This is a genomic window from Aquipseudomonas alcaligenes (assembly GCF_003205495.1).
Classification (GTDB): Bacteria; Pseudomonadota; Gammaproteobacteria; order Pseudomonadales; family Pseudomonadaceae; genus Aquipseudomonas; species Aquipseudomonas alcaligenes_B.
In genome coordinates, this window is the sequence record NZ_QJRX01000002.1 from 369,313 (window position 1) to 395,637 (window position 26,325).

General features: G+C 67.6%; 25 protein-coding genes and 1 pseudogene. 12 read left to right on the plus strand and 14 right to left on the minus strand.

The annotated features are described in order from the left end of the window. Positions 1-158 precede the first annotated feature (158 nt). The 3 genes from DMO17_RS04420 (at position 159) to DMO17_RS04430 (ending at position 3,355) form a co-directional block, all read left to right on the plus strand. Positions 159-1,655: a CoA-acylating methylmalonate-semialdehyde dehydrogenase gene (locus tag DMO17_RS04420; RefSeq protein WP_110681097.1), complete on the plus strand. Its 1,497-nt coding sequence runs from the start codon at positions 159-161 to the stop codon at positions 1,653-1,655. A gap of 337 nt (positions 1,656-1,992) precedes the next feature. Further along, entirely contained in the window at positions 1,993-2,763 is a 771-nt protein-coding gene (locus DMO17_RS04425) for a gamma-glutamyl-gamma-aminobutyrate hydrolase family protein (RefSeq protein WP_258371266.1), read from the plus strand. 133 nt (positions 2,764-2,896) lie between these two features. After that, positions 2,897-3,355: a GNAT family N-acetyltransferase gene (locus DMO17_RS04430; protein ID WP_110681099.1), complete on the plus strand. Its 459-nt coding sequence runs from the start codon at positions 2,897-2,899 to the stop codon at positions 3,353-3,355. A gap of 350 nt (positions 3,356-3,705) precedes the next feature. On the opposite strand, the gene DMO17_RS19495 is transcribed toward DMO17_RS04430, so the two are convergent. Next, on the minus strand, positions 3,706-4,695 hold the full coding sequence (locus tag DMO17_RS19495) for a hypothetical protein (RefSeq protein WP_220034064.1): 990 nt from the start codon (positions 4,693-4,695) through the stop codon (positions 3,706-3,708). A gap of 844 nt (positions 4,696-5,539) precedes the next feature. Continuing rightward, positions 5,540-6,364, minus strand: a complete 825-nt coding sequence (locus DMO17_RS04445; RefSeq protein WP_110681101.1) for an NYN domain-containing protein — start codon at positions 6,362-6,364, stop codon at positions 5,540-5,542. Between the two features lie 153 nt (positions 6,365-6,517). Between DMO17_RS04445 and DMO17_RS04450 the strand changes: the two genes are divergently transcribed. Further along, complete coding sequence (locus DMO17_RS04450) at positions 6,518-6,955, plus strand: abscisic acid-deficient protein Aba4 family protein (RefSeq protein WP_181418731.1); 438 nt, start codon at positions 6,518-6,520, stop codon at positions 6,953-6,955. Between the two features lie 56 nt (positions 6,956-7,011). Here DMO17_RS04450 and DMO17_RS04455 read toward each other — a convergent pair whose 3' ends face one another. The 3 genes from DMO17_RS04455 to DMO17_RS04465 form a co-directional block, all read right to left on the minus strand. Beyond that, entirely contained in the window at positions 7,012-7,596 is a 585-nt protein-coding gene (locus tag DMO17_RS04455; RefSeq protein WP_110681103.1) for a hypothetical protein, read from the minus strand. A 216-nt stretch (positions 7,597-7,812) separates the two neighbouring features. Further along, positions 7,813-8,160 (minus strand): virulence factor, encoded by a 348-nt coding sequence (locus DMO17_RS04460; RefSeq protein WP_110681104.1) that lies wholly within the window; start codon positions 8,158-8,160, stop codon positions 7,813-7,815. Positions 8,161-8,264: 104 nt separating this feature from the next. Then, on the minus strand, positions 8,265-9,119 hold the full coding sequence (locus tag DMO17_RS04465) for an OmpA family protein (protein ID WP_110681105.1): 855 nt from the start codon (positions 9,117-9,119) through the stop codon (positions 8,265-8,267). Between the two features lie 124 nt (positions 9,120-9,243). Between DMO17_RS04465 and DMO17_RS04470 the strand changes: the two genes are divergently transcribed. Further along, complete coding sequence (locus DMO17_RS04470; protein WP_110681106.1) at positions 9,244-9,957, plus strand: hypothetical protein; 714 nt, start codon at positions 9,244-9,246, stop codon at positions 9,955-9,957. Between the two features lie 6 nt (positions 9,958-9,963). Here the strand turns inward: DMO17_RS04470 and DMO17_RS04475 are convergent, their stop codons facing one another. From DMO17_RS04475 to DMO17_RS04490, 4 genes are all read right to left on the minus strand, one after another. Further along, positions 9,964-10,689 carry a substrate-binding periplasmic protein gene (locus tag DMO17_RS04475; protein ID WP_110681107.1) on the minus strand — a complete coding sequence of 242 codons (726 nt, stop codon included), beginning with the start codon at positions 10,687-10,689 and terminating at the stop codon, positions 9,964-9,966. Between the two features lie 51 nt (positions 10,690-10,740). Then, on the minus strand, positions 10,741-11,082 hold the full coding sequence (locus DMO17_RS04480; protein WP_110681108.1) for a zinc ribbon domain-containing protein YjdM: 342 nt from the start codon (positions 11,080-11,082) through the stop codon (positions 10,741-10,743). 45 nt (positions 11,083-11,127) lie between these two features. Then, positions 11,128-11,604 (minus strand): LEA/WHy family protein, encoded by a 477-nt coding sequence (locus DMO17_RS04485; protein WP_110681109.1) that lies wholly within the window; start codon positions 11,602-11,604, stop codon positions 11,128-11,130. Between the two features lie 75 nt (positions 11,605-11,679). Beyond that, the gene (locus tag DMO17_RS04490; protein WP_110681110.1) at positions 11,680-13,743 is read right to left on the minus strand and encodes a putative bifunctional diguanylate cyclase/phosphodiesterase; all 2,064 of its coding nucleotides are present in this window, start codon (positions 13,741-13,743) and stop codon (positions 11,680-11,682) included. Between the two features lie 246 nt (positions 13,744-13,989). Between DMO17_RS04490 and DMO17_RS04495 the strand changes: the two genes are divergently transcribed. Together DMO17_RS04495 and DMO17_RS19690 are read left to right on the plus strand one after the other, a co-directional pair. Then, positions 13,990-15,291: an ammonium transporter gene (locus DMO17_RS04495; RefSeq protein ID WP_110681111.1), complete on the plus strand. Its 1,302-nt coding sequence runs from the start codon at positions 13,990-13,992 to the stop codon at positions 15,289-15,291. Between the two features lies 1 nt (position 15,292). Further along, on the plus strand, positions 15,293-15,937 hold the full coding sequence (locus DMO17_RS19690) for a hypothetical protein (protein WP_181418732.1): 645 nt from the start codon (positions 15,293-15,295) through the stop codon (positions 15,935-15,937). Positions 15,938-16,000: 63 nt separating this feature from the next. On the opposite strand, the gene DMO17_RS04510 is transcribed toward DMO17_RS19690, so the two are convergent. The 4 genes from DMO17_RS04510 to DMO17_RS04525 form a co-directional block, all read right to left on the minus strand. Continuing rightward, positions 16,001-16,582: a superoxide dismutase gene (locus tag DMO17_RS04510; RefSeq protein WP_110681112.1), complete on the minus strand. Its 582-nt coding sequence runs from the start codon at positions 16,580-16,582 to the stop codon at positions 16,001-16,003. Positions 16,583-16,761: 179 nt separating this feature from the next. Then, a complete protein-coding gene (locus DMO17_RS04515) occupies positions 16,762-17,604 on the minus strand; it encodes an EamA family transporter (protein WP_110681113.1) in 843 nt (280 codons plus the stop codon). 58 nt (positions 17,605-17,662) lie between these two features. After that, entirely contained in the window at positions 17,663-18,271 is a 609-nt protein-coding gene (locus DMO17_RS04520) for a LysE/ArgO family amino acid transporter (protein WP_110681114.1), read from the minus strand. A 1-nt stretch (position 18,272) separates the two neighbouring features. Further along, complete coding sequence (locus DMO17_RS04525) at positions 18,273-18,674, minus strand: ACT domain-containing protein (protein ID WP_110681115.1); 402 nt, start codon at positions 18,672-18,674, stop codon at positions 18,273-18,275. Positions 18,675-18,769: 95 nt separating this feature from the next. Between DMO17_RS04525 and DMO17_RS04530 the strand changes: the two genes are divergently transcribed. After that, positions 18,770-19,654, plus strand: coding sequence for a LysR family transcriptional regulator ArgP (locus DMO17_RS04530; protein ID WP_110681116.1), 885 nt, complete (start codon positions 18,770-18,772; stop codon positions 19,652-19,654). Between the two features lie 121 nt (positions 19,655-19,775). Here the strand turns inward: DMO17_RS04530 and DMO17_RS20180 are convergent, their stop codons facing one another. Then, the gene (locus tag DMO17_RS20180) at positions 19,776-21,731 is read right to left on the minus strand and encodes a methyl-accepting chemotaxis protein (protein ID WP_110681117.1); all 1,956 of its coding nucleotides are present in this window, start codon (positions 21,729-21,731) and stop codon (positions 19,776-19,778) included. A 202-nt stretch (positions 21,732-21,933) separates the two neighbouring features. Here DMO17_RS20180 and DMO17_RS04540 point away from each other — a divergent pair, with 202 nt between their 5' ends. The 4 genes and pseudogenes from DMO17_RS04540 to DMO17_RS04555 all read left to right on the plus strand — a co-directional run bounded on the left by DMO17_RS04540 (position 21,934) and on the right by DMO17_RS04555 (position 26,315). Continuing rightward, positions 21,934-22,923: an NAD-dependent epimerase/dehydratase family protein gene (locus tag DMO17_RS04540; RefSeq protein WP_110681118.1), complete on the plus strand. Its 990-nt coding sequence runs from the start codon at positions 21,934-21,936 to the stop codon at positions 22,921-22,923. Positions 22,924-23,008: 85 nt separating this feature from the next. Next, complete coding sequence (locus DMO17_RS04545) at positions 23,009-24,031, plus strand: Leu/Phe/Val dehydrogenase (protein ID WP_110681119.1); 1,023 nt, start codon at positions 23,009-23,011, stop codon at positions 24,029-24,031. 66 nt (positions 24,032-24,097) lie between these two features. Further along, positions 24,098-25,177: pseudogene (gene pdhA / locus DMO17_RS04550) on the plus strand (pyruvate dehydrogenase (acetyl-transferring) E1 component subunit alpha); the annotation flags it as partial. A gap of 148 nt (positions 25,178-25,325) precedes the next feature. Continuing rightward, entirely contained in the window at positions 25,326-26,315 is a 990-nt protein-coding gene (locus DMO17_RS04555) for an alpha-ketoacid dehydrogenase subunit beta (RefSeq protein WP_110681121.1), read from the plus strand. Positions 26,316-26,325 lie beyond the last annotated feature (10 nt).

Sequence of the window (26,325 nt, forward strand, 5' to 3'; positions counted from 1 at the left end):
GAGGGGCCGGGGGAGAGGGTGGTTGGCAGCATAAAAGCCAAAGCCCCTCTCCCTAACCCTCTCCCGTAAACGGGAGAGGGGACCAGAACTCAGTAGGGTGGCAGTCCGTACAGCGACTACCACCGTCCCAGACAAGTTAAGACACGAGAGATAACCCCATGAGCACCATCGCCCACCTGATCAACGGCGACATCGTTCTGAGCGGCCAGCGCACCGCGCCGGTCTTCAACCCGTCCATCGGCGAGCCCGTGCGCCAGGTCGAACTGGCCGACCGTGGCACCATCCAGGCTGCCATCGACTCCGCCAAGGCCGCCTTCCCGGCCTGGCGCAACACCCCGCCGGCCAAGCGTGCCCAGGTCATGTTCCGCTTCAAGCAGCTGCTGGAAGCCAACAAGGACAAGATTGCCGCGCTGATCAGCGAAGAGCACGGTAAGACCCTGGAAGACGCCGTTGGCGAACTGCAGCGCGGCATCGAGAACGTCGAGTACGCCTGTGGCGCCCCGGAGCTGCTCAAGGGCGAATACAACCGCAACGTCGGCCCGAACATCGACAGCTGGAGCGACTTCCAGCCGCTGGGCGTGGTCGCCGGCATTACCCCGTTCAACTTCCCGGCCATGGTGCCGCTGTGGATGTACCCGCTGGCCATCGTCTGCGGCAACTGCTTCATCCTCAAGCCGTCCGAGCGCGACCCCAGCTCCACCCTGTTCATCGCCCAGCTGCTGCACGAAGCCGGCCTGCCGCGCGGCGTGCTCAACGTGATCAACGGCGACAAGGAAGCGGTGGACGCGCTGATCGAGGCCCCCGAGGTCAAGGCCATCAGCTTCGTCGGCTCGACGCCGATCGCCGAGTACATCTACACCGAGGCCAACCGTCGCGGTAAGCGCGTACAGGCCCTGGGCGGCGCCAAGAACCACGCCGTGGTGCTGCCGGACGCCGACCTCGACAACACCGTCAACGCCCTGATGGGCGCGGCCTACGGCTCCTGCGGCGAGCGCTGCATGGCCATCTCCGTGGTGGTGGCGGTGGGCGACCACGTGGCCGACGCCCTGGTGGAAAAACTGGTGCCGAAGATCCAGGCGCTGAAGATCGGTGCCGGCACCTCCTGCGGCCTCGACATGGGCCCGCTGGTCACCGGCGCCGCGCGCGACAAGGTCAAGGGCTACATCGACGCCGGCGTGGCCCAGGGCGCCCAGCTGGTGGTCGACGGCCGCAGCCTGAGCGTACCGGGCTGCGAAGCCGGCTTCTTCGTCGGCGGCACCCTGTTCGACCGCGTCACCCCGGAGATGAGCATCTACCAGGAAGAAATCTTCGGCCCGGTGCTGTGCATCGTCCGCGTCGGCAGCCTGGAACAGGCCATGCAGCTGATCAACGACCACGAGTACGGCAACGGCACCTGCCTGTTCACCCGCGACGGCGAGGCCGCGCGCCTGTTCTGCGACGAGATCGAAGTGGGCATGGTCGGCGTCAACGTGCCGCTGCCGGTGCCGGTCAGCTACCACAGCTTCGGCGGCTGGAAGCGCTCGCTGTTCGGCGACCTGCACGCCTACGGCCCGGACGGCGTGCGCTTCTACACCAAGCGCAAGACCATCACCCAGCGCTGGCCGCAGCGCGCCTCCCACGAGGCGGCGCAGTTCGCCTTCCCGAGCAACGGTTAAGCACCATCCAGGGCTGGTCTGCGGACCGGCCCTTTTTTGTGCCGTCCGGCTGGATGTTTTGGCCGGGCAGCATGCTTTGCTCCCTCTCCCGTTCACGGGAGAGGGTTGGGGAGAGGGGCCGTCGAACCACGCCCTCTCCCCCAGCCCCTCTCCCACCAGTGGGAGCGGGGAAAACCCTGCCGCGCGGGCGCGGCACTGGTGCAGTGAACCGGCAAAGATCGGGGCGCGGCACCCCTTGGGTGAGCGGACTCACGTTTCAGGTGAACCGCAAGCCCGCTCTCCCAAGGGCAGCCCACTTCAATTAACGGAAGAGGACTACCCTGCAATGAGCAAACCCATGATCGGTCTCCCCCTGTGCCGCTGGCAGCTGACTGACCGTGACATCGGCTGGTTCCACCTGGTGGGCGAGAAATACATCCAGTCCGTCACCGGCTTCGGCGCCTTCCCGCTGATGATCCCGGCCTTCGCCGACGACCTGGACATGGACACCGTGCTCGACAGCGTCTCCGGCATCATGTTCGGCGGCTCGCTGTCCAACGTGCACCCCAGCTTCTACGGCGACGACCACCCCGGCCTCGGCCTGGCCGACAAACCCCGCGACGCCACCGTGCTGCGCCTGATGCGTGCCTGCATCGAGCGTGGCATTCCCTTCCTCGGCATCTGCCGTGGCGTGCAGGAACTCAACGTGCTGTACGGCGGCACCCTGCACCGCGAAGTGCACGAGGTGGAAGGCCGCCTCGACCACCGCGAGCGCAAGGGCGTGCCGGACGACGTGGCCTATGGCCCGATGCACAAGGTCGCGCTGACCGAAGGCGGGGTGTTGCACCAGTTGCTCGGTGAGCGCGAGATCAGCGTCAATTCGCTGCACGGCCAGGGCATTGACCGCCTGGGCGAGGGGCTGCAGGTGGAAGCGGTATGCGAGGACGGGCAGATCGAGGCCGTCAGCGTGAAAGGCGCCAAGGCGTTTGCTGTCGGCGTGCAGTGGCACCCGGAGTATCGCTATTGGGAGAAGGCCGATTACAACGCGCTGATCGGCGCCTTCCACGAGGCCGCGCGCGAGTACCAGGCGCGCAAGCTGGCCAAGCGTCGCGAGACGGCAGAGGCCTGAACCGCATCGTTCGGCTGAACCGAAAAGGCCCGTCAGCAGACGGGCCTTTTTGCATCTGGGCCAAGCGCTCGCACGGCCCGCCTCGGCCCTTTACAGTCAGCCTCTCGACGGCACGGCCCTGCAAGGAACCCCCATGCTCAGCTTCGACTGGCTCCGCCACCATCCCCAGCACTGCGCCCTGGTGGCGCAGTGGCTGTACCAGCAGTTTCCCTACGAGTTCAGCGAGCAGCCCCTGGCCGACTGGCAGGCCGAGTTCGCCGCCGGCCAGCACAACGGCGACTGGCTGATGCGCATCGCCCTGCAGAACGGACAACCCATCGGCTGCGCCGGCCTGGCCCGCGACGACCTGCCCCAGCGCCCGGAACTCGGTCCCTGGCTGGCCTGCGTATTCGTATTGCCCCAGGCCTGTGGTCAGGGCCTGGCCGAACGGCTGATCGAGGACATCTGCCAGACCGCCCGCGAGCAGGGGTATACGCGGTTGTATCTGCATACCCGTGACCGCGCCGAGTATTACGCGCGGCGGGGGTGGACGTTGTTGGAAGAGTTTGAGGCTTGGGGGGAGAGGCAGTGTTTGATGGCGAGGGGGTTGTAGCGTTGGGTGGGTAACCCGTTGTACGGGGCGGGCATCGGCTGCCTGGGTAAAACGCTACAGGTGGGAATGGTGTCCGAGGATGGGCGCGACGTCGGGCGGATTGAAACGGTCAGCGAAAGGCGCTAAAGCATTTGTCGTGGGGGGCAGCGGTTCCCGGAGTATCGCTATTGGGAGAAGGCCGATTACAACGCGCTGATTGGGGCTTCTCATGAGGTGGCGAGGGAGTATCAGGTGACGAAGCTTGCTAATAAGAGAGAGGTGGAGGCTTTTGCTTAAGCCTCAACGCAGATAGTCATTAGCCAATACCCGCTCGTAAGGTGGGCATTTTCATTTCTGGTTGAGATGGATGGCTAATCGAACATGTCAGTTTGGCTCTCGGCGGCCCTCTTGTTGGCCAGATAGCGCTTCCCTTGAGATGTCTCGATAGTACTGCTTCCGTCAAATTTCCTAATGACCGTCTTCACCGCGTGGTTGGTTATCTTAATGTCGCCTGCTTCATCCAGCTCTTTGCTGATGATAAGTTCGGCCTCAATGAATGTGCCGTGTTTGAAGCTTATTTTTTCTCCAAGAACGTCGCTTCTAAATTCCCTGTCTGCCATCTCGAAGCTGATAGTCTTTTTGTCGTAGATGCCCTTCCACTTATGTTGTCCATCTCGCAGTACGGGAGAGATTATTTCTATTATGGCGTTGTCTACGATTATGGGTGGCAAGTTTAAAGAATTTAATATTGCTTTATGGAAGTCGCTCCGTTCAACAATTCTTTCCTCGCCAATGTAGGTGTTTGTTTCGCTCAGGGTGGAGATTCCGATTTTCTGTATTTTCTCTTGTTCGCGTATTTCTCGGTAGAGGTTTGACTTTCTAACTCTGGTCTTGTGTGTGTTTCCTGAGAGGCGCGCAGCCTCCCTTGCTCGTTCTAAGGTAAGTTCTTTTTCTTCTACCTCGATCTTGAGTTTCTGAATTATCAGTTGTTTTTCTTCGATGGATAGAGCTTTTAACTGGTCGTCTTTTTCGTCTGGTAGGTCAAGCGTTGCGATTACTATGGCGGCTACTGATGTTAATAGGGTGATTTGCCTATCGTTGTCTCCAATAAATTTCCAGCAATCTCGTAGTCCGCCTTCGGTATGCGCTTGTGACTCTATTTTTACTGGTATTCTTAATTCGTTGGACAGCTCTTGAAATATAGCTAGAAGTTCTCGCTCGCATCTGTTTCTGGTATGTGCGTCCATGGAGTGGGCGCCATCTTTCAGATAAAAGTGCATCTCTAATTTGCTAGCTGGTCTCATGATCTGACCTGAATTTTTATAAGGTGATTGTTTTTTCTTGGTTGTGGAAGAGGACATGACCACGTTTTTCGCCTTCCCGGCGAGTTACTTTCTCTTTGCTTGTGCAAAGAGAAAGTAACCAAAGAGAAAGCACACCCGACATACGGGTCTCGCTGCGCGAGACTCCCTTCGTTCCATCGTTGCTCCAGGGGCACGTCGCGAAGGGCCATCCCTGGCCCATCGCGCCTCTCGCGGCATCCATGCCGCTCAACCCCTTACGCAACGATTCCACTCAGCCTCCTGACGGGACCTGATCCCGGCCCGAGCTTTTGGTGTGGTGGTGATGTTGTGGCGGGGGCGTTTGATTCTGTCTTGATGGTTCCCCCGCTCCGTGTGGGAACCCCTCCGGGGATGCTCTGCGCCTGTGGCTGCATGTCCACGCGGAGCATGGGCACGACCACGGAGTGAACCGTAGGGTGGGCAACCGCGAAGCGTTGCCCACCATGGGCGCTGCTGGTGGATAAGCCGCAAGCAGCGTTATCCACCCTACGGCGAGGTCGTCCGGTGGCCGTGGGCAAACCGACGACTCCGAGCTGCCTGAAACGCGAAACCCTCATGCGCGCAAACTCCCCGTCAGTAGGCCGAGTGGAGGTGTTGCGCAGGGGGACGAGCCGCATGGATGCGGCGAGAGGCGTAAAGGGGCATGGACGCCCCTTGTACGCCGGCCCCCGGAGCGGCACCGGAAGGAGGGGAGTCGAGCGCAGCGAGACCCGGATGCCGGGGTGCCCTTCTCTTTGGTTACTTTCTCTTGGGCAAACAAGAGAAAGTGACGCGCCGTACAGGGCGCAACCTGTAGCCAAGAGCCGAGGAAAGCGTTGCGAGAGCGATGCGCTGCCTGCGCCAACATGCAACATGAAAAGGCTCACTTACCCGGCTTGCGATTACGCGCATACAGCGATTTGCCACCCGCCGCCGTAGCCCCCCGCTCCTGCAGATCAAAGCGCGTACTCTGCGCCTTGATCAGATCGCTCAGCTTCTTGTGGCCATACAAGCGCGAATCGAAGTCCGAACGCAGCTTGCTGATGCTGGTCCCGAGCACGCCCAGAGCACACCAGCCATCCTCATCCGAGTTGTCGTCTATCACCTTGGCAATGAAATCCACCGGCACCTTCTGTGGCTTCACCTTGGCCGGTGCCGCCGCTGCGGCGGGCTTGGCCTCGCTCGTGGCCACCGGTGTGGCGCTGCCGGCCGCCTTGGCCGCCGCAGGCTCCACCTCCGCCACCTCGGCATCGTCACGCAGCAACTCGGTGTAGATGAACTTGTCGCAGGCGGTCACGAACGGCTTGGGCGTCTTCTGCTCGCCGAAGCCGATCACCTCCAGCCCCTCCTCGCGCAGACGCGCGGCCAGGCGCGTGAAGTCGCTGTCGCTGGAGACCAGGCAGAAGCCGTCGAAACGCCGGGTGTAGAGCAGGTCCATGGCGTCGATGATCAGCGAGCTGTCGGTGGCGTTCTTGCCCTTGGTGTAGGCGAACTGCTGCATCGGCTGGATCGAGTAATCCAGCAGCACCTGCTTCCAGCCGCCCAGGTTGGGCTGGGTCCAGTCACCGTAGATGCGCTTGACGCTGGCCAGCCCGTACTTGGCGATTTCCTCGAACAGGCCCTCGACGATGGCCGCCGAGGCGTTGTCCGCGTCGATCAATACGGCGAGGTGCTTCTGCTGGCGGGGAGTCTGCGCTTTGCTGGCCATTGATGCGTCCTTGCAGGTGGATGTCCTGACCATACCGCCAAATACTGGCCGGGCGCCATAGCTGATCCCCTGACATTCACCCCCTCACTGATGGCAGCCGCCGCTGCCGCTTTTCGGCTACAACCGAACCCACACCCCCGTGAGGAATCCCCCATGCCCGCCCTCAGCCAGAAACGCCTGTTCCAGCTCGCCAGTCTCGCCGCCCTGGGCGGCTGGAGCGTGCTGATCCTGCTGCCCACCTGGAGCCACGGTCCACGCCTGGTGCTCGGCGTCGCCGTGGTGCTGCTCTGCGTGCTGTACGGCGTCAGCCTGTTCCAGGCGCTGACCAGCCGTGGCGAGCGCAGTATGGGCAAGCCCGGCTTCTTCAGCCTGCGCGGGGTGCTGGCGCTGTTCAGCAACCCCAAGGCGGTGCTGGCGGCGTGGATTCACATCCTGGCGTTCGACTTGCTGGCCGGCCTGTACATCCAGCAGCAGGGTGCGGCGCAGGGCATCGGCCACTTGTGGCTGGTGCCCTGCTACCTGCTGGCGATGATGTTCGGCCCGCTGGGCCTGCTGCTGTTCCTCGCCATCGGCCTGCTGCACGGGCTGTGAGGCGGCCATGAAAAAAGCCCCGCGCGTGCGGGGCTTTTGGCTGCGTAGCGCCGGGCTCAGCGCTGCGCGAGGTCGAGGCGGTTGTAGTCGGCGATGAAGTCGCGAAGGATGTCGTCCAGCGCCAGCTTGGTCGACTGCTGGATGGCGTTCTTCATGGCGAAGGGGCCGCCCCAGAACATCTTGCCGCCCTGGCTCTGCCCCTCGACCTGGTAGGCCTTGCTGAACAGCGCCTGGCCGCCGGAGGCGACGCTGATCTTGAGGGTGACGTAGGCGCGGAAGTCCTCGAAGCGGTAGTCCTGCAGCTCGAAGGTCAGCAGCGGCGCGCTTGGCGCGCTGCCCTCCTGCAGGTTGCCGAAGGCCTGCTGCACGTCGCTGGATTGCAGGGTGGCGTCCAGCATCTGGCCGAACTCGACGATCCACAGGTGGGCGTAGCCCACGGTGGCGGAGCGGAATTCGTAGCGGTGGGCCTGGGTGCTGGCCGCCGTCTGGTATTCGGCGGGGGCGCTGGCGCGCGGCAGGTTGCTCTGGCCCTGGTTGTTGGCCAGGTAGGTGCCGTAGTCCTCGGCCACCGGGTGGTTGAAGCTGCAGCCGGTGAGCAGGGCGCCGAGCGCCAGCACCAGCAGGTAAGCGAAACGTTGCATGGGAAGTTCCTTGTCGTGACTGCCAGGAGGGCCCGCGAGGGTCGGCCGAATCTGCCGCCCGCTCCCTGGGCGCGCTGCAGGCTACAGGCTGGGCACGATGATCGCAAATGGCCAGCGCGGGTTGTCGCTGGTGCGCCTGCCGGGGCCGCAGCAGAGGGCGGCAGATTCGGCAGTCGGGAGCAGAAACGACAGGCCCCGCATGTGCGGGGCCTGGGTTTACCAGCGATGGCCGTGGCCATGATGGCGGTGGTGGTGGCGGTGATGGCGTTTCCAGTGCTTGTGGTGGTAACGCGGGCCGTCGACGTAGATCACCGGGCCGGGGCTGTAGTAGACCGGCCGCTCGACGTAGACCGGTGCCGGGTAGTAGACGGGCGGCGGCGGTGCGTAGTGCACCCGCGGCTGTTCATAGACCACGACCTGGCGCGGCGTCAGCACGCTGCCGAGAATTGCGCCAGCCGCCACGCCGATGGCCACATCGCCGCTGTCGGCTGCCTGGGCTTGCTGGGCGCCAGCAAAGAGCAGGCTGGCGATCAGGCCGGTGATGAGGGGGATGCGTGAACGCATGGTCGAAACTCCTGTTAGGCCGGTCTATTCCGGTTACAGCTTTCGACTCTGCGTGTGGCGATAGTCTCCCCGGGGGAATGTAAATCCTGTGTAAACCCCTGGGCCTACTGCTTCACCAGTTCCACCCGGCGGTTCTTCGCCCGGCCTTCCTCGCTGCGGTTGTCGGCGACCGGGCGCTCCTGGCCGAAGCCGGCGGCGGAGAGGCGCTGCGGCGCGATGCCGGCGGCCACCAGGGCTTCCAGCACGGCCCGGGCGCGGCGCTCGGACAGGGCCTTGTTGGCCGCCGCCTGGCCGACGTCGTCGGTATGGCCCTCGATGGCCAGTTTCAGTTCCGTCGCGCCTTTGAGCATGCTGGCGATTTCCGCCACCGTGGCCTGGCCGTCGGCTTTGAGTTCGGCCTTGCCGCTGTCGAAGTTGATGTACAGGGCGACGAAGCCGTTGCGGTTGAGCTCGTCCAGCAGCTGGCTGGCGGTGACCCGCTGCTGCATGGCGGCCACCTCGACTATGGCCAGCCGGTAGCTCTGGGTCGGCGCGCTGAAGATGCCCGGCTCGACCCGCACCCAGACCTCCTTGCCGCCGGTGAGCACCTTGAGGGTGGTTTCGCCGCCGTCGCCCTCGCCGGGCAGGCGCTCGTAGATCACCTCGCCGCCGATGGCCTTGATCGCGTTCTGGTAGTTGCGCAGCAGCTGCAGGGGGCTGGGCTGGGTGTCGACGCTGTAGTGGAAGTAGAAGATCTGGGTGGCGTCGCCCTCGATGCTGCGGCGTTGCGGCACGCCGTCCTGGCTGTCGATGGTGAAGTCCACGGTGTTGTAGTTCTGCTGGTATTCGGTGATGTGGGAGGCGGGATAGCGGCTGAGCAGCGGGTGGTCCCTGGCGCCGGGCAGGTCCTCGGCGGCCTGGGCCGGCGGCGCCAGCAGCGCGCAGACGAGGACGAGGCGTTGCAGGATGGGCGTCTTCATGGGGCGGTCCTCCGCACCGGTGGCCTCTTTCACTCTAGCCCAGCCTGTCCGCTGCGGCCTGGCGCACAGTGCGGATCCGGGGTTTTGCGCTTTACTGCAAGGCAAAAGGAATGGGGGCGTTCCGATGAAGCGGGCGGTTCATGGCGGCGTGGCGTTGCTCTGCCTGGTCCTTGGCCTGGCCGGCTGCAGCGGGCGCCTGGCCCACGACAGCATCGTCAACCAGAGCAACGCGCTCAAGCCCGGCGAGCTGCTGCAGAGCGACGTCGACCGCATGGCCACCCTGGCCATGCGCGACAACCTCAACAGCCTCTACCGGCTGCTGAGCAAGCTGTACCAGCGCAACCCGCAGGAGTGGCGCAAGACCGGCCTGGCCGACCGCGCGGCGGCGGAGCGGGCGATCCACCTGGCCATCGAGGAGAACCGCCCGCTGCCGCAGCTCGGCGGGCGCCGCGACATCGAGGCGCTCGGCTATGCGCTGAGCCCGGAGTTCCAGGGCGACCGGGTCGGCGCCTTCGTCTATGCCCTGGGCAGCATGCTGATCACCGCCCACGGCGGGCGTACCGAGTTCTACCTGACCGATGCCTTCAACGCCGAGTTCATCCACAACGCCGCGCGCAACATCGAGCGCGCCGCCTGGATGCTGGCCCAGCGCCGCGACGCGCAGGGCCGCCCGCTGCTGCTGTCGAACGAGGGCAGCAACCTCAGCTACGCGGTGGAGTTCGGCAAGATGACCGCGCGCCTGGACCTGCTCACCCATGTGCTGGAGGAGCGCTACCGGCGCCTGGGGGTGAACTACGCGCAGAGCCTGCTGTTCCTCAACTTCCTGCCGGTGCAGTGAGGCGCGCTACTGCTCCCACTTGTGCAGGATGCGCTCCAGCTCGCCGCTGGCCCGCACGCGCTCCAGGGCGCTGGCGAAGCGCTCGGCGCGTGCCTGGTCGCCCTTGGCGAAGGCCACGTAGCGTGGCATCTGCACCAGCGGCCTGGGCAGGATGCGCACGCTGTGCTGGGCGCGCTGCTCCTGCACGAAGTAGAGCAGCTGGGTGCGGTCGCCGACGATGATGTCGATGCGCCCGGCCAGCAGCATGGACACCAGCTGGCGCGGGTTCTGCGCGCTGGTGTCGCGGGCCAGGTCGGCCTGGTCGAAGTCCGACTGGTAGGCGTAGCCGCGCACCTGGCCGATCACGAAGGGCGAGAAGTCGTCCAGGCTGCGCCAGTCCTGCAGGGCGATCTTGGCGGTGGTCATGAACACCGTGGCGCCGGTGCGCAGGGGGCCGACCAGTTCGTACTGGGCCATGCGCTCGGGGGTGCCGGCGAACTGGAAGGCCATTTCCGCCTCGCCGCGTTCGAGCATGCGCTTGACCCTTTCCCAGGGGTAGAGGCGCAACTGGTAGGCGATGCCGGCGTCCTTCATCACCGCCTCGACCAGCTCGACGTCCACGCCGCGCGGGGTGTCGTCATCCAGGGCGACGAAGCTGTAGGGAGCGAACTGTTCGTCGCCGACCACGCGCCAGGTTTCCCCGGCGCAGAGCGGGCTACACAGCAACAGCAGGACGAGCGAGAGGATGCGCATGGAGCCTCCGCAGCGGGCGCTTTCTCCTTAGCCTAGCCCAGCGCGAGCGCTTCAGACCTTGCGCACGAACTCGGATTTCAGCTTCATCGCGCCGATGCCGTCGATCTTGCAGTCGATGTCGTGATCGCCGTCGCACAGGCGGATGTTCTTCACCTTGGTGCCGACCTTGACCACCAGCGACGAGCCCTTGACCTTGAGGTCCTTGATCACGGTGACGCTGTCGCCGTCCTGCAACAGGTTGCCCACCGAGTCCTTGATCACCCGGGCGTCATCGCCGGCCTCGCTGGCGGCCTGGGCCGACCATTCGTGGGCGCACTCCGGGCAGACCAGCTGGCCGCCATCCTCGTAGGTGTATGCGGAGTGGCACTGGGGGCAGGGCGGCAGGGTGCTCATGGCGGGGCCTCGGTTGGCTGGAAAAGCCGCGCATTGTATAGGGTTTTAGCGTCCTTGGCCCACCGCTCCGGGTTGCGGCCAGTCCAGCGTGCCGCTGTCGCTGAAGCGCGCCGCGCCGAACAGGCCGCCGCCGAGCTTGCCGCGCAGCTCGTAGGGCAGGCCGCGGCCCTGCGGGTAGCCGGCCGCGGCCCAGGCCTGGCGAAAAACGGAGAAGGCCGAGACGCTCAGCGGCACCCGCAGCAGCACCTCGCCATAGCGTGGCACCTGGCCGCGCTGGGCGCTGACGCCGCTGGCCAGGGGCTGGCCGTTGACGTCCAGCTGCAGGGCCACGCCGTCGAAGTCGATGGCGCCGTCATTGGGGTTCTGCACCCGCAGCAGCACGGCGAAGCGCATCTCCAGGCCCTGCGCCGGTTCGGGCTGCAGGTCGACCAGGTCGATGTGCAGCGGGTCGCGCGGGGCCAGCGCGGCGCAGCCGCCGAGCAGGCCGAGCAGCACACAGGTGAGCAGGCGGGTGGCGCGCATGGGCGGGGGCTCGCAGTGGTGGTCGTGCAGGCAGTCTAGACGCGCCGCGGTGCCCGCAGGGGCAACCCGCGGGGCTCAGAGGGTGGCGGGGTTGCCGGCGTTGCTCAGGCGGCGGGCCTGCTTGAGGTAGAGGGTCAGCTCGCGGGCCGGCAGCGGCTTGCTGTACAGGTAGCCCTGACCCTCGTGGCAGCCCTGGGCAATGATGTAGGCCTCCTGCTCGGTGGTCTCCACGCCCTCGGCGATGACCTGCATGCCCAGGCTCTTGCCGAGCTGGATGATGGCGCGAACGATGGTGGCGTCGTCCTCGTCGTCGAGCAGGTCCTGGACGAAGCTCTTGTCGATCTTGATCTTGTCCAGCGGCAGGCTCTTCAGGTAACTCAGCGAGGAGTAGCCGGTACCGAAGTCGTCGATGGCGATCAGGGCGCCGGCGCGGCGCAGGCTCAGCAGGTTCTGCGCGGCGGTGCTGATGTCTTCCATCAGGCCGGTCTCGGTGACTTCCAGTTCCAGGCTGCGCGGCGGCAGGCGGTAGACCTGCAGCAGGTTGCTGACCATGCGCGGCAGCTCGTTGTGGTGCAGCTGCACGGTGGACAGGTTGACCGCCATGCGCAGCTCGCTGAAGCCCTGGTCGTGCCATTCGCGCAGCTGGCGGCAGGCTTGGTCGAGCACCCATTCGCCGATGGCGATGATGGTGCCGTTCTGCTCGGCCAGCGGGATGAACAGGTCTGGCGGCACGAAGCCGTGCTGCGGGTGCTGCCAGCGGATCAGCGCCTCGACGCCGACCACGCGGTGGTCGCGGTAGTCGACCTGCGGCTGGAACACCAGGTGCATCTCGTTGCGCCCGAGCGCCTCGCGCAGTTCCTTCTCCAGCTCGCGGCGGCGCCGCATCTCGCTGTCGACGCTGGCGATGTAGAACTGGTAGCGGTTGCGCGAGCGGCTCTTGGCCAGGGTCATGGTCTGTTCGGCTTTCTGCAGCAGCTTCTCGGTGCTGTCGCCGTCTTCCGGGAACAGGGTGATGCCGATGGTGGCGCGCAGGCGCACCTCCTGCTGCTCCAGGGCGAAGGGCGCCTCCAGGCTGTCGAGGATGCTCTGCGCCAGCTCGGCGGCCTCGTAGGGCTGCTCGATGTCGGCCTGGACCAGGGCGAACTGGTCGCCACCGAGGCGGGCCAGGGCGCCGAGGCGGCCGCTGTGGCTGCGCAGGCGGTCGGACAGGGCCAGCAGCAGCTGGTCGCCGGTCTGGTAGCTGAACTGCTCGTTGATGCCCTTGAAGTCGTCCAGGCCGACGCACAGCACCGCCACGCGGCGCTGCAGGCGGCCGGCGTCGTCGAGGATCTGGTCGAGCTGCTGCTGCAGCTGCTGGCGGTTGGGCAGGCCGGTGAGGAAGTCGTACTGCGACATGCGCAGCAGGCTGTTCTCCGCCTCGCGGCGCAGGTGGGTGTTGCGCTCGATGGATTCCAGCAGCTGGTTGGCGGTGTCGATCCACAGCCCCAGTTCGTTCTTCTCGTTGCCCTGCAGCATCGGCAGCTTGTGCTCGCTGGGGCGGTCCGGGTTGATGTTGGTGAGGTGCTCGATGATCTTCGACAGCGGCTTGGTCAGCAGCCAGTGGTAGACCATGTACAGCACCAGGGCCATGGCCAGGGCGCGCAGCACGCCGGAGACGAAGATGATCACCGAGGTGGTGATGAAGTTCGCCCCGTAGCTGGCGGTGTCCAGGGTGATGGTCAGGTCGCCGTAGTACTCGCTGTACGGGCCCTTGCCGACCAGCTGGGTGGTGAAGGTCTGCTCCTGGCCGAGGATGGGGTCGGTGATCCAGCGGCTGGTGGAGGGGGTCAGCTCGCGCGAACGCTCGGCGAGCATGGGCTCGTTGGGGTGGCCGATGGCGGCGTAGCGCACCGCCTCGTGCTGGAACAGGCCCTCGATGACCTGCATGCCCATCTCGCGGTCGAGGCTGTAGACGGCCTGGGTCGAGGGGTCGCGGAACATGCCGAGGATGCGCTGGGCGTCGTTGGCCACGGCCTGGCGGGTCTTGTAGATGTCGAAGACGATCTGCCCGCAGCTCAGCACCACGCCCACCACCAGCGCCGACAGCAGGACCACTCGCAACAGTTTCAGCGACAGGCTGTTTTTCAGTTCCAGCTTCAAATGGATTGTCCTTGTTCGCCGCCGGATGTTTGTGACCGGTCTGAGTATTGGCAAATGCGCGTTAGCCGTCAAAGGGCCATTACGTCGCGGAGCGCTTTTTTCTGCCACTGATCCGTGTTGGCGCGCGGAACCTGCCGTTGGCGCCCTGCTGGTGCGTGGCGCGGCCCGCAATAGGGTTTTCGGCCGAATCCGGCCTGGCATGAGAGTTGCGATGCCTCCGTTCATCACCGTGTCGGGGGATTTGCCATGAAGGTCTACCTGCTGTCGCTGTGTGTTCTGTTCTTCCCGCTGCATGCGCACGCCGGCGCTGCCGACGAGCTGGCCCGCAATACCGCCTGGGTGGTGCTGGCCAGTGCCCTGGTGTTCTTCATGCAGGCCGGCTTCGCCCTGCTGGAGAGCGGCATGTCGCGGGCCAAGAACGCGGTCAACGTGATGATGAAGAACTACATGGACGGCTGCGTCGGCGGCATCGTCTTCTGGCTGGTCGGCTTCGGCCTGATGTTCGGCGCCAACGCCACCGGCTGGTACGGCATGAGCCACTTCGCCCCGCATCGCGGCGAGGCTTGGGACTTCACCTTCCTGCTGTTCCAGATGATGTTCGCCGCCACCGCGGCGACCATCGCCAGCGGCGCCATGGCCGAGCGCACCCGCTACGCCGGCTACCTGGTTGGCGCGGTGGTGATCAGCGGCTTCATCTACCCGGTGTTCGGCAGCTGGGTGTGGAGCGGCATCTACGGCGGCCAGGGCTGGCTGGCCAAGCTCGGCTTCATCGACTTCGCCGGCTCCACCGTGGTTCACAGCGTCGGCGCCTGGTGCGCCCTGGCCGGGATCCTGGTGCTTGGCCCGCGCCTGGGGCGCTTCGCTGCCGACGGCACGCCGCGCGCCATTCCCGGCCACAACCTGGGCCTGGTGACCCTCGGTGGCTTCATCCTCTGGGTCGGCTGGTTCGGCTTCAATGCCGGCAGCACCCTGGCGATGAACCACAGCCTCGGCCTGATCGCCCTCAATACCCACCTGGCCGCCGCCGGCGGCGCGATCGGCGCCCTGCTGATGCTGCGCGGCACGTCCAGCCCGATCCTGCTGACCACCACCATCAACGGCTCGCTCGGTGGCCTGGTCGGCGTCACCGCCGGCTGCGCCACCATGCTGCCGGGCTTCGCCATCCTCACCGGGCTGGTTGCCGGCGCGGTGGTGGTGCTGGGCATGCGCCTGCTCGACAGCCTGCGCCTGGACGACGTGGTCGGCGCCGTGCCGGTGCACGGCTTCTGCGGGGTCTGGGGCACGGTGGCGGCAGGGCTGTTCTTCGAGGGCGACCTGTTCAACTGGGAGCGCGTCGGCGTGCAGCTGCTCGGCGCCGGCGCGGCCTTCCTGTGGGCCTTCCCGATGGCGCTGGCGCTCTATCTGGTGCTCGCCAGGACCATCGGCCTGCGCACCCCGACCCAGGACGAGCAGCGCGGCCTGGATTACTCCGAGCACGCCGAGGTGGGCTATCCGGAGTTCAACCAGCAGGTGACCTTCGATGCCAGCGAACTGAACCGGAGGAGCTGAGATGAGCCTGAGCACCCGCCGTCGCGCGATCTACACCGGGCTGGCCGGCCATCTGTCCGAGGAAGAGCTGCTGCCGCTGCTGTCGCTGTGGGAAGCCAAGTACGCCGACAAGCCGCCCTTCGCCCTCAACGAGTTCCTCGCCGAGGTGGTGCAGCGCAGCGGGCGCAAGCTGGAGCGTGCGCGCCTGTACCGCGAGCTGGTCGGCGCACTGACCGGACCGGTGGGCGACCTGCTGCCGGACCCGGCGCCACGCCTGCAGGCCTGGCGCCGGGGGGCGGGGCAGGGCGCCGAGGAAGTCTCCGGTCCCGATGCGCTGGCGCGGCAGACCTTCGATGCGCTGAGCCAGGCGCTGTTCGCCCAGCTCGACGCCGCGCTGGTGCCGCGCCTGCGCCGCTTCGCCGCCGGCAATCTCAACGCCATGCAGCTGGACACCGAGCTGCGCCTGCGCCTGCGCGGCTGGCTGGAGCAGGGCGGCTCGCTGGGGCTGACGGCGCTGGGCCTGGAGCACCTGCGGGTGCTGCTCAACCTGCTGTATGTCGGGCTGTGCGAGTACCTCGGCCCGGTGGCCGCCGACCAGGCGCTGACCCGCGCCGTGCAGCGGGTCGAGCTGCTGCAGCTGCCGTTGCCGCCGCAGAAGCTGCTGTGAGGGGCACCCGCTGAAAGCAAAAAACCCGGCAAGGCCGGGTTTTTTGTGGACGCTGGTTGCGACTCAGGCGGCGAAGTTCTTCGCCACGAAGTCCCAGTTGACCAGGTTCCAGAACGCCTCGACGTACTTCGGACGCAGGTTGCGGTAGTCGATGTAGTAGGCGTGTTCCCACACGTCGCAGGTCAGCAGCGGGGTGTCGCCGCTGGTCAGCGGGCAGCCGGCGCCGATGGTGCTGGCCAGGGCCAGGGAACCGTCGGCCTTCTTCACCAGCCAGCCCCAGCCGGAACCGAAGGTGCCGATGGAAACCTTGCTGAACTCTTCCTTGAACTTGTCGAAGGAACCCCAGGTGGCGTTGATGGCGTCAGCCAGGGCGCCGGTCGGCTGGCCACCGCCGTTCGGCGACAGGCAGTTCCAGTAGAAGGTGTGGTTCCAGATCTGCGCGGCGTTGTTGAACACGCCACCGGAGGAAGTCTTGATGATCTCTTCCAGGCTCTTGCCTTCGAACTCGGTGCCCGGCACCAGGTTGTTCAGGTTCACCACGTAGGCGTTGTGGTGCTTGCCGTGGTGGAACTCCAGGGTCTCGGCGGACAGGTGCGGCTCGAGGGCGTTCTTCTCGTACGGCAGCGGCGGCAATTCGAAAGCCATGGTCTATCTCCTCATCAGGTCGGGATATGTGCGACTAGCGCAGGCCGTTCACGGGGCGGCCGGAATACGGGCGGCGACGAGTTTGTACTCTTTAAGTCTGCCGCGAGGCCGGGATCATAGCACCCGACCCCGGCCTTATCCACGCAGCAACTGTGTGGGAAAGCCGATGCCAGCAGGCCTCAGGCGAGCTTGAGGAGGACCACGCCGAGGGCGATCACGGCACAGGCGAGCAGGCGCATGGGCGGCATCGGTTCCTTGAGCAGCAGCCAGCCGATCAGCAGGGCGAACAGCACGCTGCTCTCGCGGAGCGCCGAGACCATGGCCACCGGCGCCTGGGTGGTGGCCCAGATCACCAGGCTGTAGGCCAGCATCGACATGGCGCCGCCGCCCAGGCCGCCGCGCCAGTGCGGGCCAAGCCGGAGGAAGATGCGCGGGCCGCTGCGCAGGGTGATCAGCAGCGTCGCCACCAGGCCGTTGACCACGAACAGCCACAGCGCATAGCCGATCGCATCGCCATTGCTGCGCGCGCCGAGGGCATCGGCCAGGGTGTAGCCGGCGATGCAGGCGGCGGTGGCGAGGGCATTCAGCAGCAGCGGGCCGTTGAGCGAGGCATGGGCGTGGCCGCCGCGCCAGGCCATCAGCCAGATGCCGGCGACCAGCACCAGCAGCGCCGCCCACTGCGCTGGTTGCAGCAGGTCGCCGGCCAGCAGCGCCAGCAGGGCGACCAGCAGCGGCGAGCTGCCGCGGGCGATGGGATAGACCTGCGACAGGTCGCCGTGCTGGTAGGCACGCGCGAGGAACAGGTTGTAGCCGACGTGGAGCAGCGCGGAGAAAGCGATGAAAGGCCAGGCGACGGGCTGTGGCAGGTTGAAGAAAGGCAGGGCGGGCAAGGCCACGCAGGCGGCGCCGATCTGGATCAGCGAGGCGGTCAGGTAGCGGTCCAGGCCGATCTTCAGCAGGGCGTTCCAGCCCGCATGCAGCGCGGCGGCGGCCAGTACCAGGACAAATACCGTCGAATCCACGCGCCGCTCCTTCTCCCCGTCCAGAGCGCCGCAGCATAGCGCCGCCGCACCGGCGCGGTCATGCGCCGGGTGCGTGCAGCAGCAGTTGCGCCGCCACCGCGAACATCATCGCCGCCACCGCCAGGTCGAGCAGGCGCCAGGTCGCCGGGCGCGCCAGCCAGGGGGCGAGCCAGGCGGCGCCCAGGGCCAGGGTGAAGAACCAGATCAGCGAGGCGCTGGCCGCGCCCAGGGCGTAGGCGCCGGGCACCGGCTGCTGGGCGCCGAGGGAGCCGATCAGCAGCACGGTATCCAGATAGACGTGCGGGTTGAGCAGGGTCACCGCCAGCGCCGCCAGCAGCACCGCACGGCGCGAGCGCGGGCCGCTGTCCTGCTGCTGCAGCGCCTGCGGACGGATGGCCCGGCGCAGCGCCTGCACGCCCAGCCAGAGCAGGAAGGCGGCGCCACCCCAGCGCGCTACCGCCAGCAGCGTCGGGCTCTGCGCCAGCACGGCGGCCAGACCGAACACGCCGGCGGCGACCAGCAGCGCGTCGCATAGTACGCACAGTGCGGCCACCGGCAGGTGATGCTCGCGGCGCAGGCTCTGGGCCAGGACGAAGGCGTTCTGCGCACCGATGGCGATGATCAGGCCGGCGGCCACCAGCAGGCCGTTGAGGTAGCTCTGCCACATCTCAGCAGCCCTCCGCGGCCAGGCGCTGCAGCCTGGCCAGGGCGCGCTCGGCGTCGGCCTCGGCGACGAACAGGTGGTCGTGATGGAATCCGGCGATCACGTTGCAGCTGATGCCTTCGTCGGCCAGGGCCTTGGCGAAGGCGGCGGTGAGGCCGACGGCGGCCAGCGACGAATGCACCTCGAGGGTGATCCAGGCGGCCAGGTAGTCGTAGGTCAGGCCCAGGCGCTCGGCCTCCTCGCGGGCCAGGATCAGGGTGGTGCCCTCGGCCTCGCGGAAGCTGCCGAGGGCGGCGGCGACCTGCACCACGGTGGGCTGCGGCACGCTGCAGAAGACGAAGCGGCCCGGGTTGAGGCGTGGCGAGAGACTGGCGAGCAGGCGGCTCAGATTGGTTTCGCCGGTCATGGCGGAGTCCTTGTTGGGGTTGCGATGCTGGCCAGTCTGGGGATTGCGTGTGTATAAGAAAAACAAATCATGCTGATCTCCCATTAGGAAATCTTATGTTCGACTACAAGTTGCTGGCCGCCCTGGCCGCGGTGGTGGAGCAGGGTGGCTTCGAGCGTGCGGCGCAGCTGCTTGGTTTGTCGCAGTCGGCGGTGTCGCAGCGGATCAAGCTGCTCGAGGCGCGGGTCGGTCAGCCGGTGTTGTTGCGCGCCGCGCCGCCGGCGCCCACCGAGATCGGCCGGCGCCTGCTCAACCACGTGCAGCAGGTGCGCCTGCTGGAGCGCGACCTGCAGGGCCAGGTGCCGGCGCTGGCCGAGGACCAGCCGGCCGAGCGCCTGCGCATCGCCCTGAATGCCGACAGCCTGGCCACCTGGTGGGCGCCGCTGATGGGCGAATTCGTCGCCGAACACCGTCTGCTGCTGGACCATGTGGTGGATGACCAGGACGTTGGCCTCAAGCGCATGCGCGCCGGCGAGGTGGCCGGTTGCGTGTGCGCCGCCGAGCGCCCGGTGGCCGGTGCCCGTGCCCTGCCTTTGGGGGCAATGCGCTATCGCGCGCTGGCCAGCCCGGCCTTCGTTGCCCGGCATTTCGCCATGGGTGTCGACGGCGCGGCGCTGGCGCGGGTGCCGTCCATCGTGTTCGGCGCCGACGACCAGCTGCAGCACCGCTTCCTCGCCGGCCTCGGGGTTGGCGGCGGCTTCGCCCACCACCTGTGCCCCTCCTCGGAAGGTTTCGTACGCCTGGCCTGTGCCGGCCTCGGCTGGGGCATGGTGCCGGAGCTGCAGGTGCGCCAGCAGCTGGCCAGCGGCGAGCTGGTCGAGCTGCTGCCGGAGCGGCCGCTGGACGTGCCGCTGTACTGGCACCACTGGCGCAACGGTGGCGAGCTGCTGGCCAGCCTGACCCGCCATCTGGAGCGTGGCGTGGGCGAGTGGCTGGTGTAGGTGCCCCCTCTCCCAGGGGGAGAGGGGAGGTCAGGTCGTAGCCCGGATGCAATCCGGGGGCGGAGCTTCCTGCATTCCCCGGATTGCATCCGGGCTACGTGGGGGAGGGCATGCTGCCGCCCTACAGCTGGAACTGCGCCACCAGCTGCTCCTGGCTGCCGGCCACCTTGCGCAGGTGCTCGCCGCAGTCGCGGGTGTGGGCGGCGGTGCGGCGGTTCTCGCCGGTCATGTCGTTGAGGCGGTGCATGTGCTGGTTGACCTCCTGGGTGGTGGCCGCCTGCTGCTCGGCCGCCGCGGCGATCTGGAAGGCCAGGGCGTGCACGCCCTGCAGCGAGTCGTCGAGCTGGCCGAGGCTGCCGAGCACGGCCTGGGTCTCCAGCTCCAGGGCGCGCGCCTGTTCGCTGGAGCCCTGCATGCGCGCCTGCGCCTCGCCGGAGGACTGGCCGATGGCCTCGACTATGGCGACGATTTCCTCGGTGGCCTGGCGGGTCTTCTGCGCCAGGTTGCGCACCTCGTCGGCGACCACGGCGAAGCCGCGCCCCTGCTCGCCGGCGCGCGCCGCCTCGATGGCGGCGTTGAGGGCGAGCAGGTTGGTCTGTTCGGCGATGGCGCGGATCACCGCCAGCACCGAGCCGATCTGCTGGCTGTCGGCGGCCAGGGTCTGCACCACCTGGTCGGCGCCGCGCAGGCCGGCAAGCAGCTGGTTCTGTTGGCCGATCATGCGCTGCAGGCTGCCCTGCACGGTGGCGAAGGCCGCGCGCGCGGCGGCGCTGCCGTCGGCGCTGTGACTGGCGCTGCTGGCGATCTCCTGCACGGTGGCGGCCATCTGGTCGACGGCGCTGACCACCAGCTCCAGCGCTTCCTGCTGCTGGTCCAGGCTATTGCTGGTGCGGCCGGCGGCGCCGAGGATGTCGCCGCTGGCGGCGTCCACTGCCTGGCTGGCCTGGCGCAGGCGCTCGACCACCTCGCGCCAGGCCCGTGCCATCTCGTGCAGGGCCTGCATCAGGCCGCCCTGCGCGGCGTCGCCGTGCAGGCGCAGCTCGCCGGCGGCCAGGCGCCGCGCCAGTTCGGCCATGCTGCGCGGCTCGCCGCCCAGCGGGCGCATCACGCTGCGGCTGACCAGCCAGGTGGCGACGGCCACGCCGGCGATGGTCAGGGCGACCAGCAGGAGCACCTGCCACATCAGTGCTCGCACCGGGGCGAAGGCCTGCTCCTGGTCCATCTCGGCGATCAGCGCCCAGCGCTGGCCGTCCAGTTGCAGCGGCACGAAGGCCTTGAGCACCGCCTGGCCGTCGATGCCGGGCTCGGCCAGGCGGCCCTGCTCGCCGTTCAGTGCGCGGCCGATGGCGGCGCCGGGCAGGGCCGTGCCGGGCTGGGCGTCGCGCGCCACCCGGTGCGCGGCGAAGCGCACGGAGTCCGAGCGCAGCTGGCCGTCGGCGCCGACCAGGTAGGTCTCGCCGGCCTCGCCCAGGCCCTGGCGGGCCTGCATCACCCGGTTCAGCTCGGCCAGCGGCAGCTCCAGCACCAGCAGCAGCTGCAGCTCGCCCTCGTCGAGGATGGGCGCGACGAGGAACTGGCTGGGCTCGGCGCCGGGGGCGCTCACCGTCAGGTCGCCGATATGCGCCTGGCCACTGTCCAGGCCGGTGCGCACCACACGGCCGAGCGGGGTGTCGCGCCAGGCCGGGTCGCCGAGGTTCTGCTGGTAGTCGGCGCCGCGCAGCAGGCTGAACAGCACCTGGCCGTCGCGCGATACCAGCTTGAGCTCGCGGTAGCCGTAGGTCTTGGCGAAGTTGTCGAAGATCGGCCGGTCGTAGTTGGCAGTGCTGACCAGGGCGGCGCCCTGCAGCCCGGCATAGCTGGTGCCGAGGTTGCTGGCCAGGGTGCCGAGCTGGTTGTGGCGCGCCTGCCAGCTGTCCTGCAGCTGCTGCTGTTTGATATTCGCTACGGCCTCCAGGGCGTTCAGCGCCTGCTCCTGGAGGGCCTGGCTGGCCTGGCGATAGACCGTGAAGGCCATCGCCAACACTGGAATTAGACCGATCAGCAGGAAACTGACGGCAAGCTTGAGACGCAACGGCATGTCCCGGGACTCCGCGTGTAGATGGGTGACAGAGGGTTGCAAGCGTCAAGAATTTTGCAAGAAGCGTGCAAATTGCTTAACAAGCGTCAAAAAAATCGAGCAGTGGTCCGCAAGGCCGCTGTTCTGGCCGCCTCGGCAAGCGGCGCAACCCGCGCCGGCTGCTAAAGTCGCAGCACAACAAGAACCATGGGGGAGTGGCGCAATGAAGATTCTGGTAACGGGGGCGAGCGGCTTCATCGGTGGGCGTTTCGCCCGTTTTGCCCTGGAACAGGGCCTGGCGGTGCGCATCAACGGGCGCCGCCCCGAGGCGGTGCAGCACCTGACCAAGCGCGGCGCCGAGTTCGTCCAGGGTGACCTGGCCGACCCGGACCTGGCGCACAAGCTGTGCCGCGACGTGGAGATGGTGGTGCACTGCGCCGGCTCGGTCGGTACCTGGGGCACCTACCAGCACTTCCACCAGGGCAACGTGGTGCTGACCCAGAACGTCATCGAGGCCTGCCTGGGGCAGAAGGTGCGGCGCCTGGTGCACCTGTCCTCGCCTTCGGTGTACTTCGACGGCAAGGCGCATGTCGGCCTGAAGGAAGAGCAGGTGCCGAAGAGGTTCGTCGACCACTATGGCGCCACCAAGTACCTGGCCGAGCAGAAGGTGTTCGAGGCCCAGGAGTTCGGCCTCGAGGTGATCGCCCTGCGCCCGCGCTTCGTCACCGGCGCTGGCGACACCAGCATCTTCCCGCGGCTGATCGAGATGCAGCGCAAGGGCCGCCTGTTCGTCATCGGCGACGGCCTCAACAAGGTCGACTTCACCAGTATGCAGAACCTCAACGACGCCCTGTTCAGCAGCCTGCTGGCGGCCGGCTCGGCGCTCGGCAAGGTGTACAACATCAGCAATGGCGCGCCGGTGCCGCTGTGGGACGTGGTCAACTTCGTGCTGCGCCAGTTCGGCCTGCCGCCGGTGAGCAAACACCTGCCGTTCGGCCTGGCCTATGCCGCCGCGACCCTCAACGAGAGCCTCTGCAAGCTGCTGCCGGGGCGGCCCGAGCCGGCGCTGTTCCGCCTCGGCGTGGCGGTGATGGCGCGCGACTTCAGCCTGGACATCTCGCGTGCCCGCCAGTACCTGGACTACGACCCGCAGGTGCCGATCTGGACGGCGCTGGAGGAGTTCTGCACCTGGTGGAAGGTGCAGGGGCGATAAGCCACTCCGGGCTTATTCCCGCCTGCCCGGTCCGACCCCGGCGGCCGACCTATACTGGCCTGTAAAGCCAGCGAGGAAGTCCGCCATGTTCACCATGATGGAAAGCGCCAGGCTCGAAGCGCTGCATCTTGCCCAGGATCCTGCCAGCGGCCTCAAGGCCATCATCGCCATCCACAGCACCCGGCTCGGCCCGGCCCTGGGCGGCTGCCGCTACCTGGCCTACCCCGACGACGACAGCGCCATCCGCGATGCCATCCGCCTGGCCCAGGGCATGAGCTACAAGGCCGCCTTGGCCGGCCTGGCGCAGGGCGGCGGCAAGGCGGTGATCATCCGCCCGCCGCACTTGGACAACCGCGGCGCGCTGTTCGAGGCCTTCGGCCGCATGATCGAGTCGCTGAACGGGCGCTACATCACCGCCGTCGACAGCGGCACCTCCAGTGCCGACATGGACTGCATCGCCCAGCACACCCAGCATGTGACCAGCACCACGGCCGCCGGCGACCCCTCGCCGCACACCGCCATGGGTGTCTACGCCGGCATCCGCGCCACCGCCCTGGCGCGCCTCGGCAGCGACGACCTGGACGGCCTGCGCGTGGCCGTGCAGGGTCTGGGCAACGTCGGCTACGCCCTGGCCGAACAGCTGGCCGCCGCCGGCGCTGTGCTGTACGTCAGCGACCTCGACCCCGGCCGCGTGCAGCTGGCGGTGGAGCAGCTCGGCGCACGGGCGGTGAGCAGCGAGGAACTGCTCTGCACCCCCTGCGACATCCTTGCCCCCTGCGGCCTGGGCGGCGTGCTCAACGCGCAGACGGTGGGCGAGCTGCACTGCGCGGCGGTGGCCGGGGCGGCCAACAACCAGCTGGCCAGCGCCGAGATCGCCGACGAGATGGAGGCGCGCGGCATCCTCTACGCGCCGGACTACGTGATCAATTCCGGCGGCCTGATCTACGTCGCGCTGCAGCACCGCGGCGAGGAACTGCCGGCGATCACCGCCCACCTGACCCGCATCGGCCAGCGCCTGACCGAGATCTTCGCCCACGCCCAGGCCGACAAGCGCTCGCCGGCGCGGGTCGCCGACGCGCTGGCCGAACGCATTCTCTACGGCGCCTGACCCGGCGCCGCAAGACCCGCTGCCACAAGCGGCGGAATGACGCCTGCACCTACCCGGAGGCATGCGATGAACCAGCCCGAGATCCCCCTGACCCGCTACCTGGCGCCCGACGGCCGCCCCTGCGCCACGCTGCCGCCCTGGGCCGCCGACGTCGACCTGCTCACCCGCCTGTACCGGCAGATGGTGCTGACCCGCCTGTTCGACCTCAAGGCCGTGGCCCTGCAGCGCACCGGGCGCATCGGCACCTACGCCCCGACCCTCGGCCAGGAGGCCATAGGCGTGGCCATCGGCAGCCTGATGCGCCCCGAGGACGTGCTGGTGCCCTACTACCGTGACACCGCCGTGCAGCTGATGCGCGGCGTGCGCATGGAGGAGATCCTGCTGTACTGGGGCGGCGACGAGCGCGGCAGCGACTTCCAGGACCCGGCGGTGGCCCAGGACTTTCCGCTCTGCGTGCCGATCGCCACCCAGGCCCTGCACGCCTGCGGCGTGGCCACGGCGTTCAAGATCCGCGGCCAGCACCGCGTCGCCGTCACCACCTGCGGCGACGGCGCCACCAGCAAGGGCGACTTCCTCGAGGCGCTCAACGTCGCCGGCGCCTGGCAGCTGCCGGTGGTCTTCGTGATCAACAACAACCAGTGGGCCATCTCCACCCCCAGGCGCATCCAGAGCGGCGCGCCGAGCCTGGCGCAGAAGGCCATCGGCGCCGGTTTCGCCGGCGAGCAGGTGGACGGCAACGACGTGCTGGCGGTCTACGAGCGCATGCAGGCGGCACTGGAGCGCGCGCGCCAGGGCAAGGGGCCGGTACTGCTGGAGTGCCTCAGCTACCGCCTGGGCGACCACACCACGGCCGACGACGCCACCCGCTACCGCAGCGCGGAGGAGGTGAAGCGGGCCTGGGAGGAGGAGCCGATCAAGCGCCTGCAGGCCTTCCTGGCCGCCCGGGGCCAGTGGGACGAGGGCCGCGAGCAGGCCCTGGTGGCCGACTGCCAGGCGCGGGTGCAGCGCGCCGTGGACAACTTCGAGGCGGCCGGCAACCAGCCGCCCGAGGCCGCCCTGGACTATGTCTACGCGCGCTGGCCGGCGGCCCTGATGGATCAGCGCGAGGCGCTGCTGGAGCGCGCGGCACGCCGGGAAGCGGCCAGCGCTTCCCCCTCTCCCGGCGCGGGGCGCCACCCTGAGCCACAGGGATGTGGTGAATGCGGGACTTCCGCCGGGAGCGGAAGCTGCCTCTCCCAAGCGGGAGAGGGGCAGCAGATGCGGCCTGCGGCCGTTGCCGAGGGAGGGCCGGAGCATGACTGAGGTGAAGAAGTACACGCTGCTCGAAGCGGTCAACCTGGCCCTGCACCGGGCCATGCGCGAGAGCGAGGATGTGCTGGTGCTGGGCGAGGACGTCGGCGTCAACGGCGGGGTGTTCCGCGCCACCCTCGGCCTGCGCGAGGCGTTCGGCTTCAAGCGGGTGATCGACACGCCGCTGGCCGAGACCATGATCGCCGGCCTGTCAGTCGGCATGGCCGCCCAGGGCCTGAAACCGGTGCTGGAGATCCAGTTCCTCGGCTTCGTCTTCGCCGCCCTGGAGCAGCTGCTGGCCCACGCCGCGCGCCTGCGCTGCCGCACCCGCGGCCGGCTCAGCTGCCCGCTGGTGCTGCGCAGCCCTATGGGTGCCGGCATCCGCGCGCCGGAGCATCACAGCGAGAGCACCGAGGCGCTATTCGCCCATATCCCCGGCCTGCGCGTGCTGATCCCCTCGTCGCCGGCGCGGGCCTACGGCCTACTGCTGGCGGCCATCGACGACCCCGACCCGGTGGTGTTCCTCGAACCGACCCGGCTGTACCGCATGAATCCGCAGCCGCTGGTCGACGATGGTCGGCGCCTGCCGCTGGACAGCTGCTTCACCCTGCGCGAGGGCGGCGACATCACCCTGGTCAGCTGGGGCGCCAGCGTGCACGAGACGCTGCAGGCCGCCGAGCGCCTGGCCGGGCAGGGCGTGTCGGCCGAGGTGATCGACGTCGCCTGCCTCAAGCCGCTCGACCTCGACACCCTGGAGGCCTCGGTGCGCAAGACCGGGCGCTGCGTGATCGTCCACGAGGCGCCGCGCTCCTGCGGGGTCGGCGCGGAGATCGCCGCCAGCCTGTACGAGCGGGCCCTGCTCGACCTGCAGGCGCCGATCCAGCGGGTCACCGCGCCGGACATTCCGCCGCCGCTGTACCGCCTGGAGCAGCTCTACCTGCCCGGCGTCGAGGACATCCTCGGCGCCTGCGAGGCCACCCTGAACTACGCCTGAGACGAGGAGC

What these genes read in the sequence shown, in the direction of transcription:
- DMO17_RS04465 (WP_110681105.1), bottom strand. Translation starts at nt 9,119, where the DNA reads ATGAAGACGCCCATCCTGCAACGCCTCGTCCTCGTCTGCGCGCTGCTG.
- DMO17_RS04510 (WP_110681112.1), bottom strand. Translation starts at nt 16,582, where the DNA reads ATGGCTTTCGAATTGCCGCCGCTGCCGTACGAGAAGAACGCCCTCGAG.
- DMO17_RS04530 (WP_110681116.1), top strand. Translation starts at nt 18,770, where the DNA reads ATGTTCGACTACAAGTTGCTGGCCGCCCTGGCCGCGGTGGTGGAGCAG.
- DMO17_RS04455 (WP_110681103.1), bottom strand. Translation starts at nt 7,596, where the DNA reads ATGCAACGTTTCGCTTACCTGCTGGTGCTGGCGCTCGGCGCCCTGCTC.
- DMO17_RS04545 (WP_110681119.1), top strand. Translation starts at nt 23,009, where the DNA reads ATGTTCACCATGATGGAAAGCGCCAGGCTCGAAGCGCTGCATCTTGCC.
- DMO17_RS04425 (WP_258371266.1), top strand. Translation starts at nt 1,993, where the DNA reads ATGATCGGTCTCCCCCTGTGCCGCTGGCAGCTGACTGACCGTGACATC.
- DMO17_RS04475 (WP_110681107.1), bottom strand. Translation starts at nt 10,689, where the DNA reads ATGCGCATCCTCTCGCTCGTCCTGCTGTTGCTGTGTAGCCCGCTCTGC.
- DMO17_RS19690 (WP_181418732.1), top strand. Translation starts at nt 15,293, where the DNA reads ATGAGCCTGAGCACCCGCCGTCGCGCGATCTACACCGGGCTGGCCGGC.
- DMO17_RS04485 (WP_110681109.1), bottom strand. Translation starts at nt 11,604, where the DNA reads ATGCGCGCCACCCGCCTGCTCACCTGTGTGCTGCTCGGCCTGCTCGGC.
- DMO17_RS04540 (WP_110681118.1), top strand. Translation starts at nt 21,934, where the DNA reads ATGAAGATTCTGGTAACGGGGGCGAGCGGCTTCATCGGTGGGCGTTTC.
- DMO17_RS04495 (WP_110681111.1), top strand. Translation starts at nt 13,990, where the DNA reads ATGAAGGTCTACCTGCTGTCGCTGTGTGTTCTGTTCTTCCCGCTGCAT.
- DMO17_RS04520 (WP_110681114.1), bottom strand. Translation starts at nt 18,271, where the DNA reads ATGTGGCAGAGCTACCTCAACGGCCTGCTGGTGGCCGCCGGCCTGATC.
- DMO17_RS20180 (WP_110681117.1), bottom strand. Translation starts at nt 21,731, where the DNA reads ATGCCGTTGCGTCTCAAGCTTGCCGTCAGTTTCCTGCTGATCGGTCTA.
- DMO17_RS04480 (WP_110681108.1), bottom strand. Translation starts at nt 11,082, where the DNA reads ATGAGCACCCTGCCGCCCTGCCCCCAGTGCCACTCCGCATACACCTAC.
- DMO17_RS04445 (WP_110681101.1), bottom strand. Translation starts at nt 6,364, where the DNA reads ATGGCCAGCAAAGCGCAGACTCCCCGCCAGCAGAAGCACCTCGCCGTA.
- DMO17_RS04430 (WP_110681099.1), top strand. Translation starts at nt 2,897, where the DNA reads ATGCTCAGCTTCGACTGGCTCCGCCACCATCCCCAGCACTGCGCCCTG.
- DMO17_RS04470 (WP_110681106.1), top strand. Translation starts at nt 9,244, where the DNA reads ATGAAGCGGGCGGTTCATGGCGGCGTGGCGTTGCTCTGCCTGGTCCTT.
- DMO17_RS04450 (WP_181418731.1), top strand. Translation starts at nt 6,518, where the DNA reads ATGCCCGCCCTCAGCCAGAAACGCCTGTTCCAGCTCGCCAGTCTCGCC.
- DMO17_RS04420 (WP_110681097.1), top strand. Translation starts at nt 159, where the DNA reads ATGAGCACCATCGCCCACCTGATCAACGGCGACATCGTTCTGAGCGGC.
- DMO17_RS04460 (WP_110681104.1), bottom strand. Translation starts at nt 8,160, where the DNA reads ATGCGTTCACGCATCCCCCTCATCACCGGCCTGATCGCCAGCCTGCTC.
- DMO17_RS04555 (WP_110681121.1), top strand. Translation starts at nt 25,326, where the DNA reads ATGACTGAGGTGAAGAAGTACACGCTGCTCGAAGCGGTCAACCTGGCC.
- DMO17_RS04525 (WP_110681115.1), bottom strand. Translation starts at nt 18,674, where the DNA reads ATGACCGGCGAAACCAATCTGAGCCGCCTGCTCGCCAGTCTCTCGCCA.
- DMO17_RS19495 (WP_220034064.1), bottom strand. Translation starts at nt 4,695, where the DNA reads ATGTCCTCTTCCACAACCAAGAAAAAACAATCACCTTATAAAAATTCA.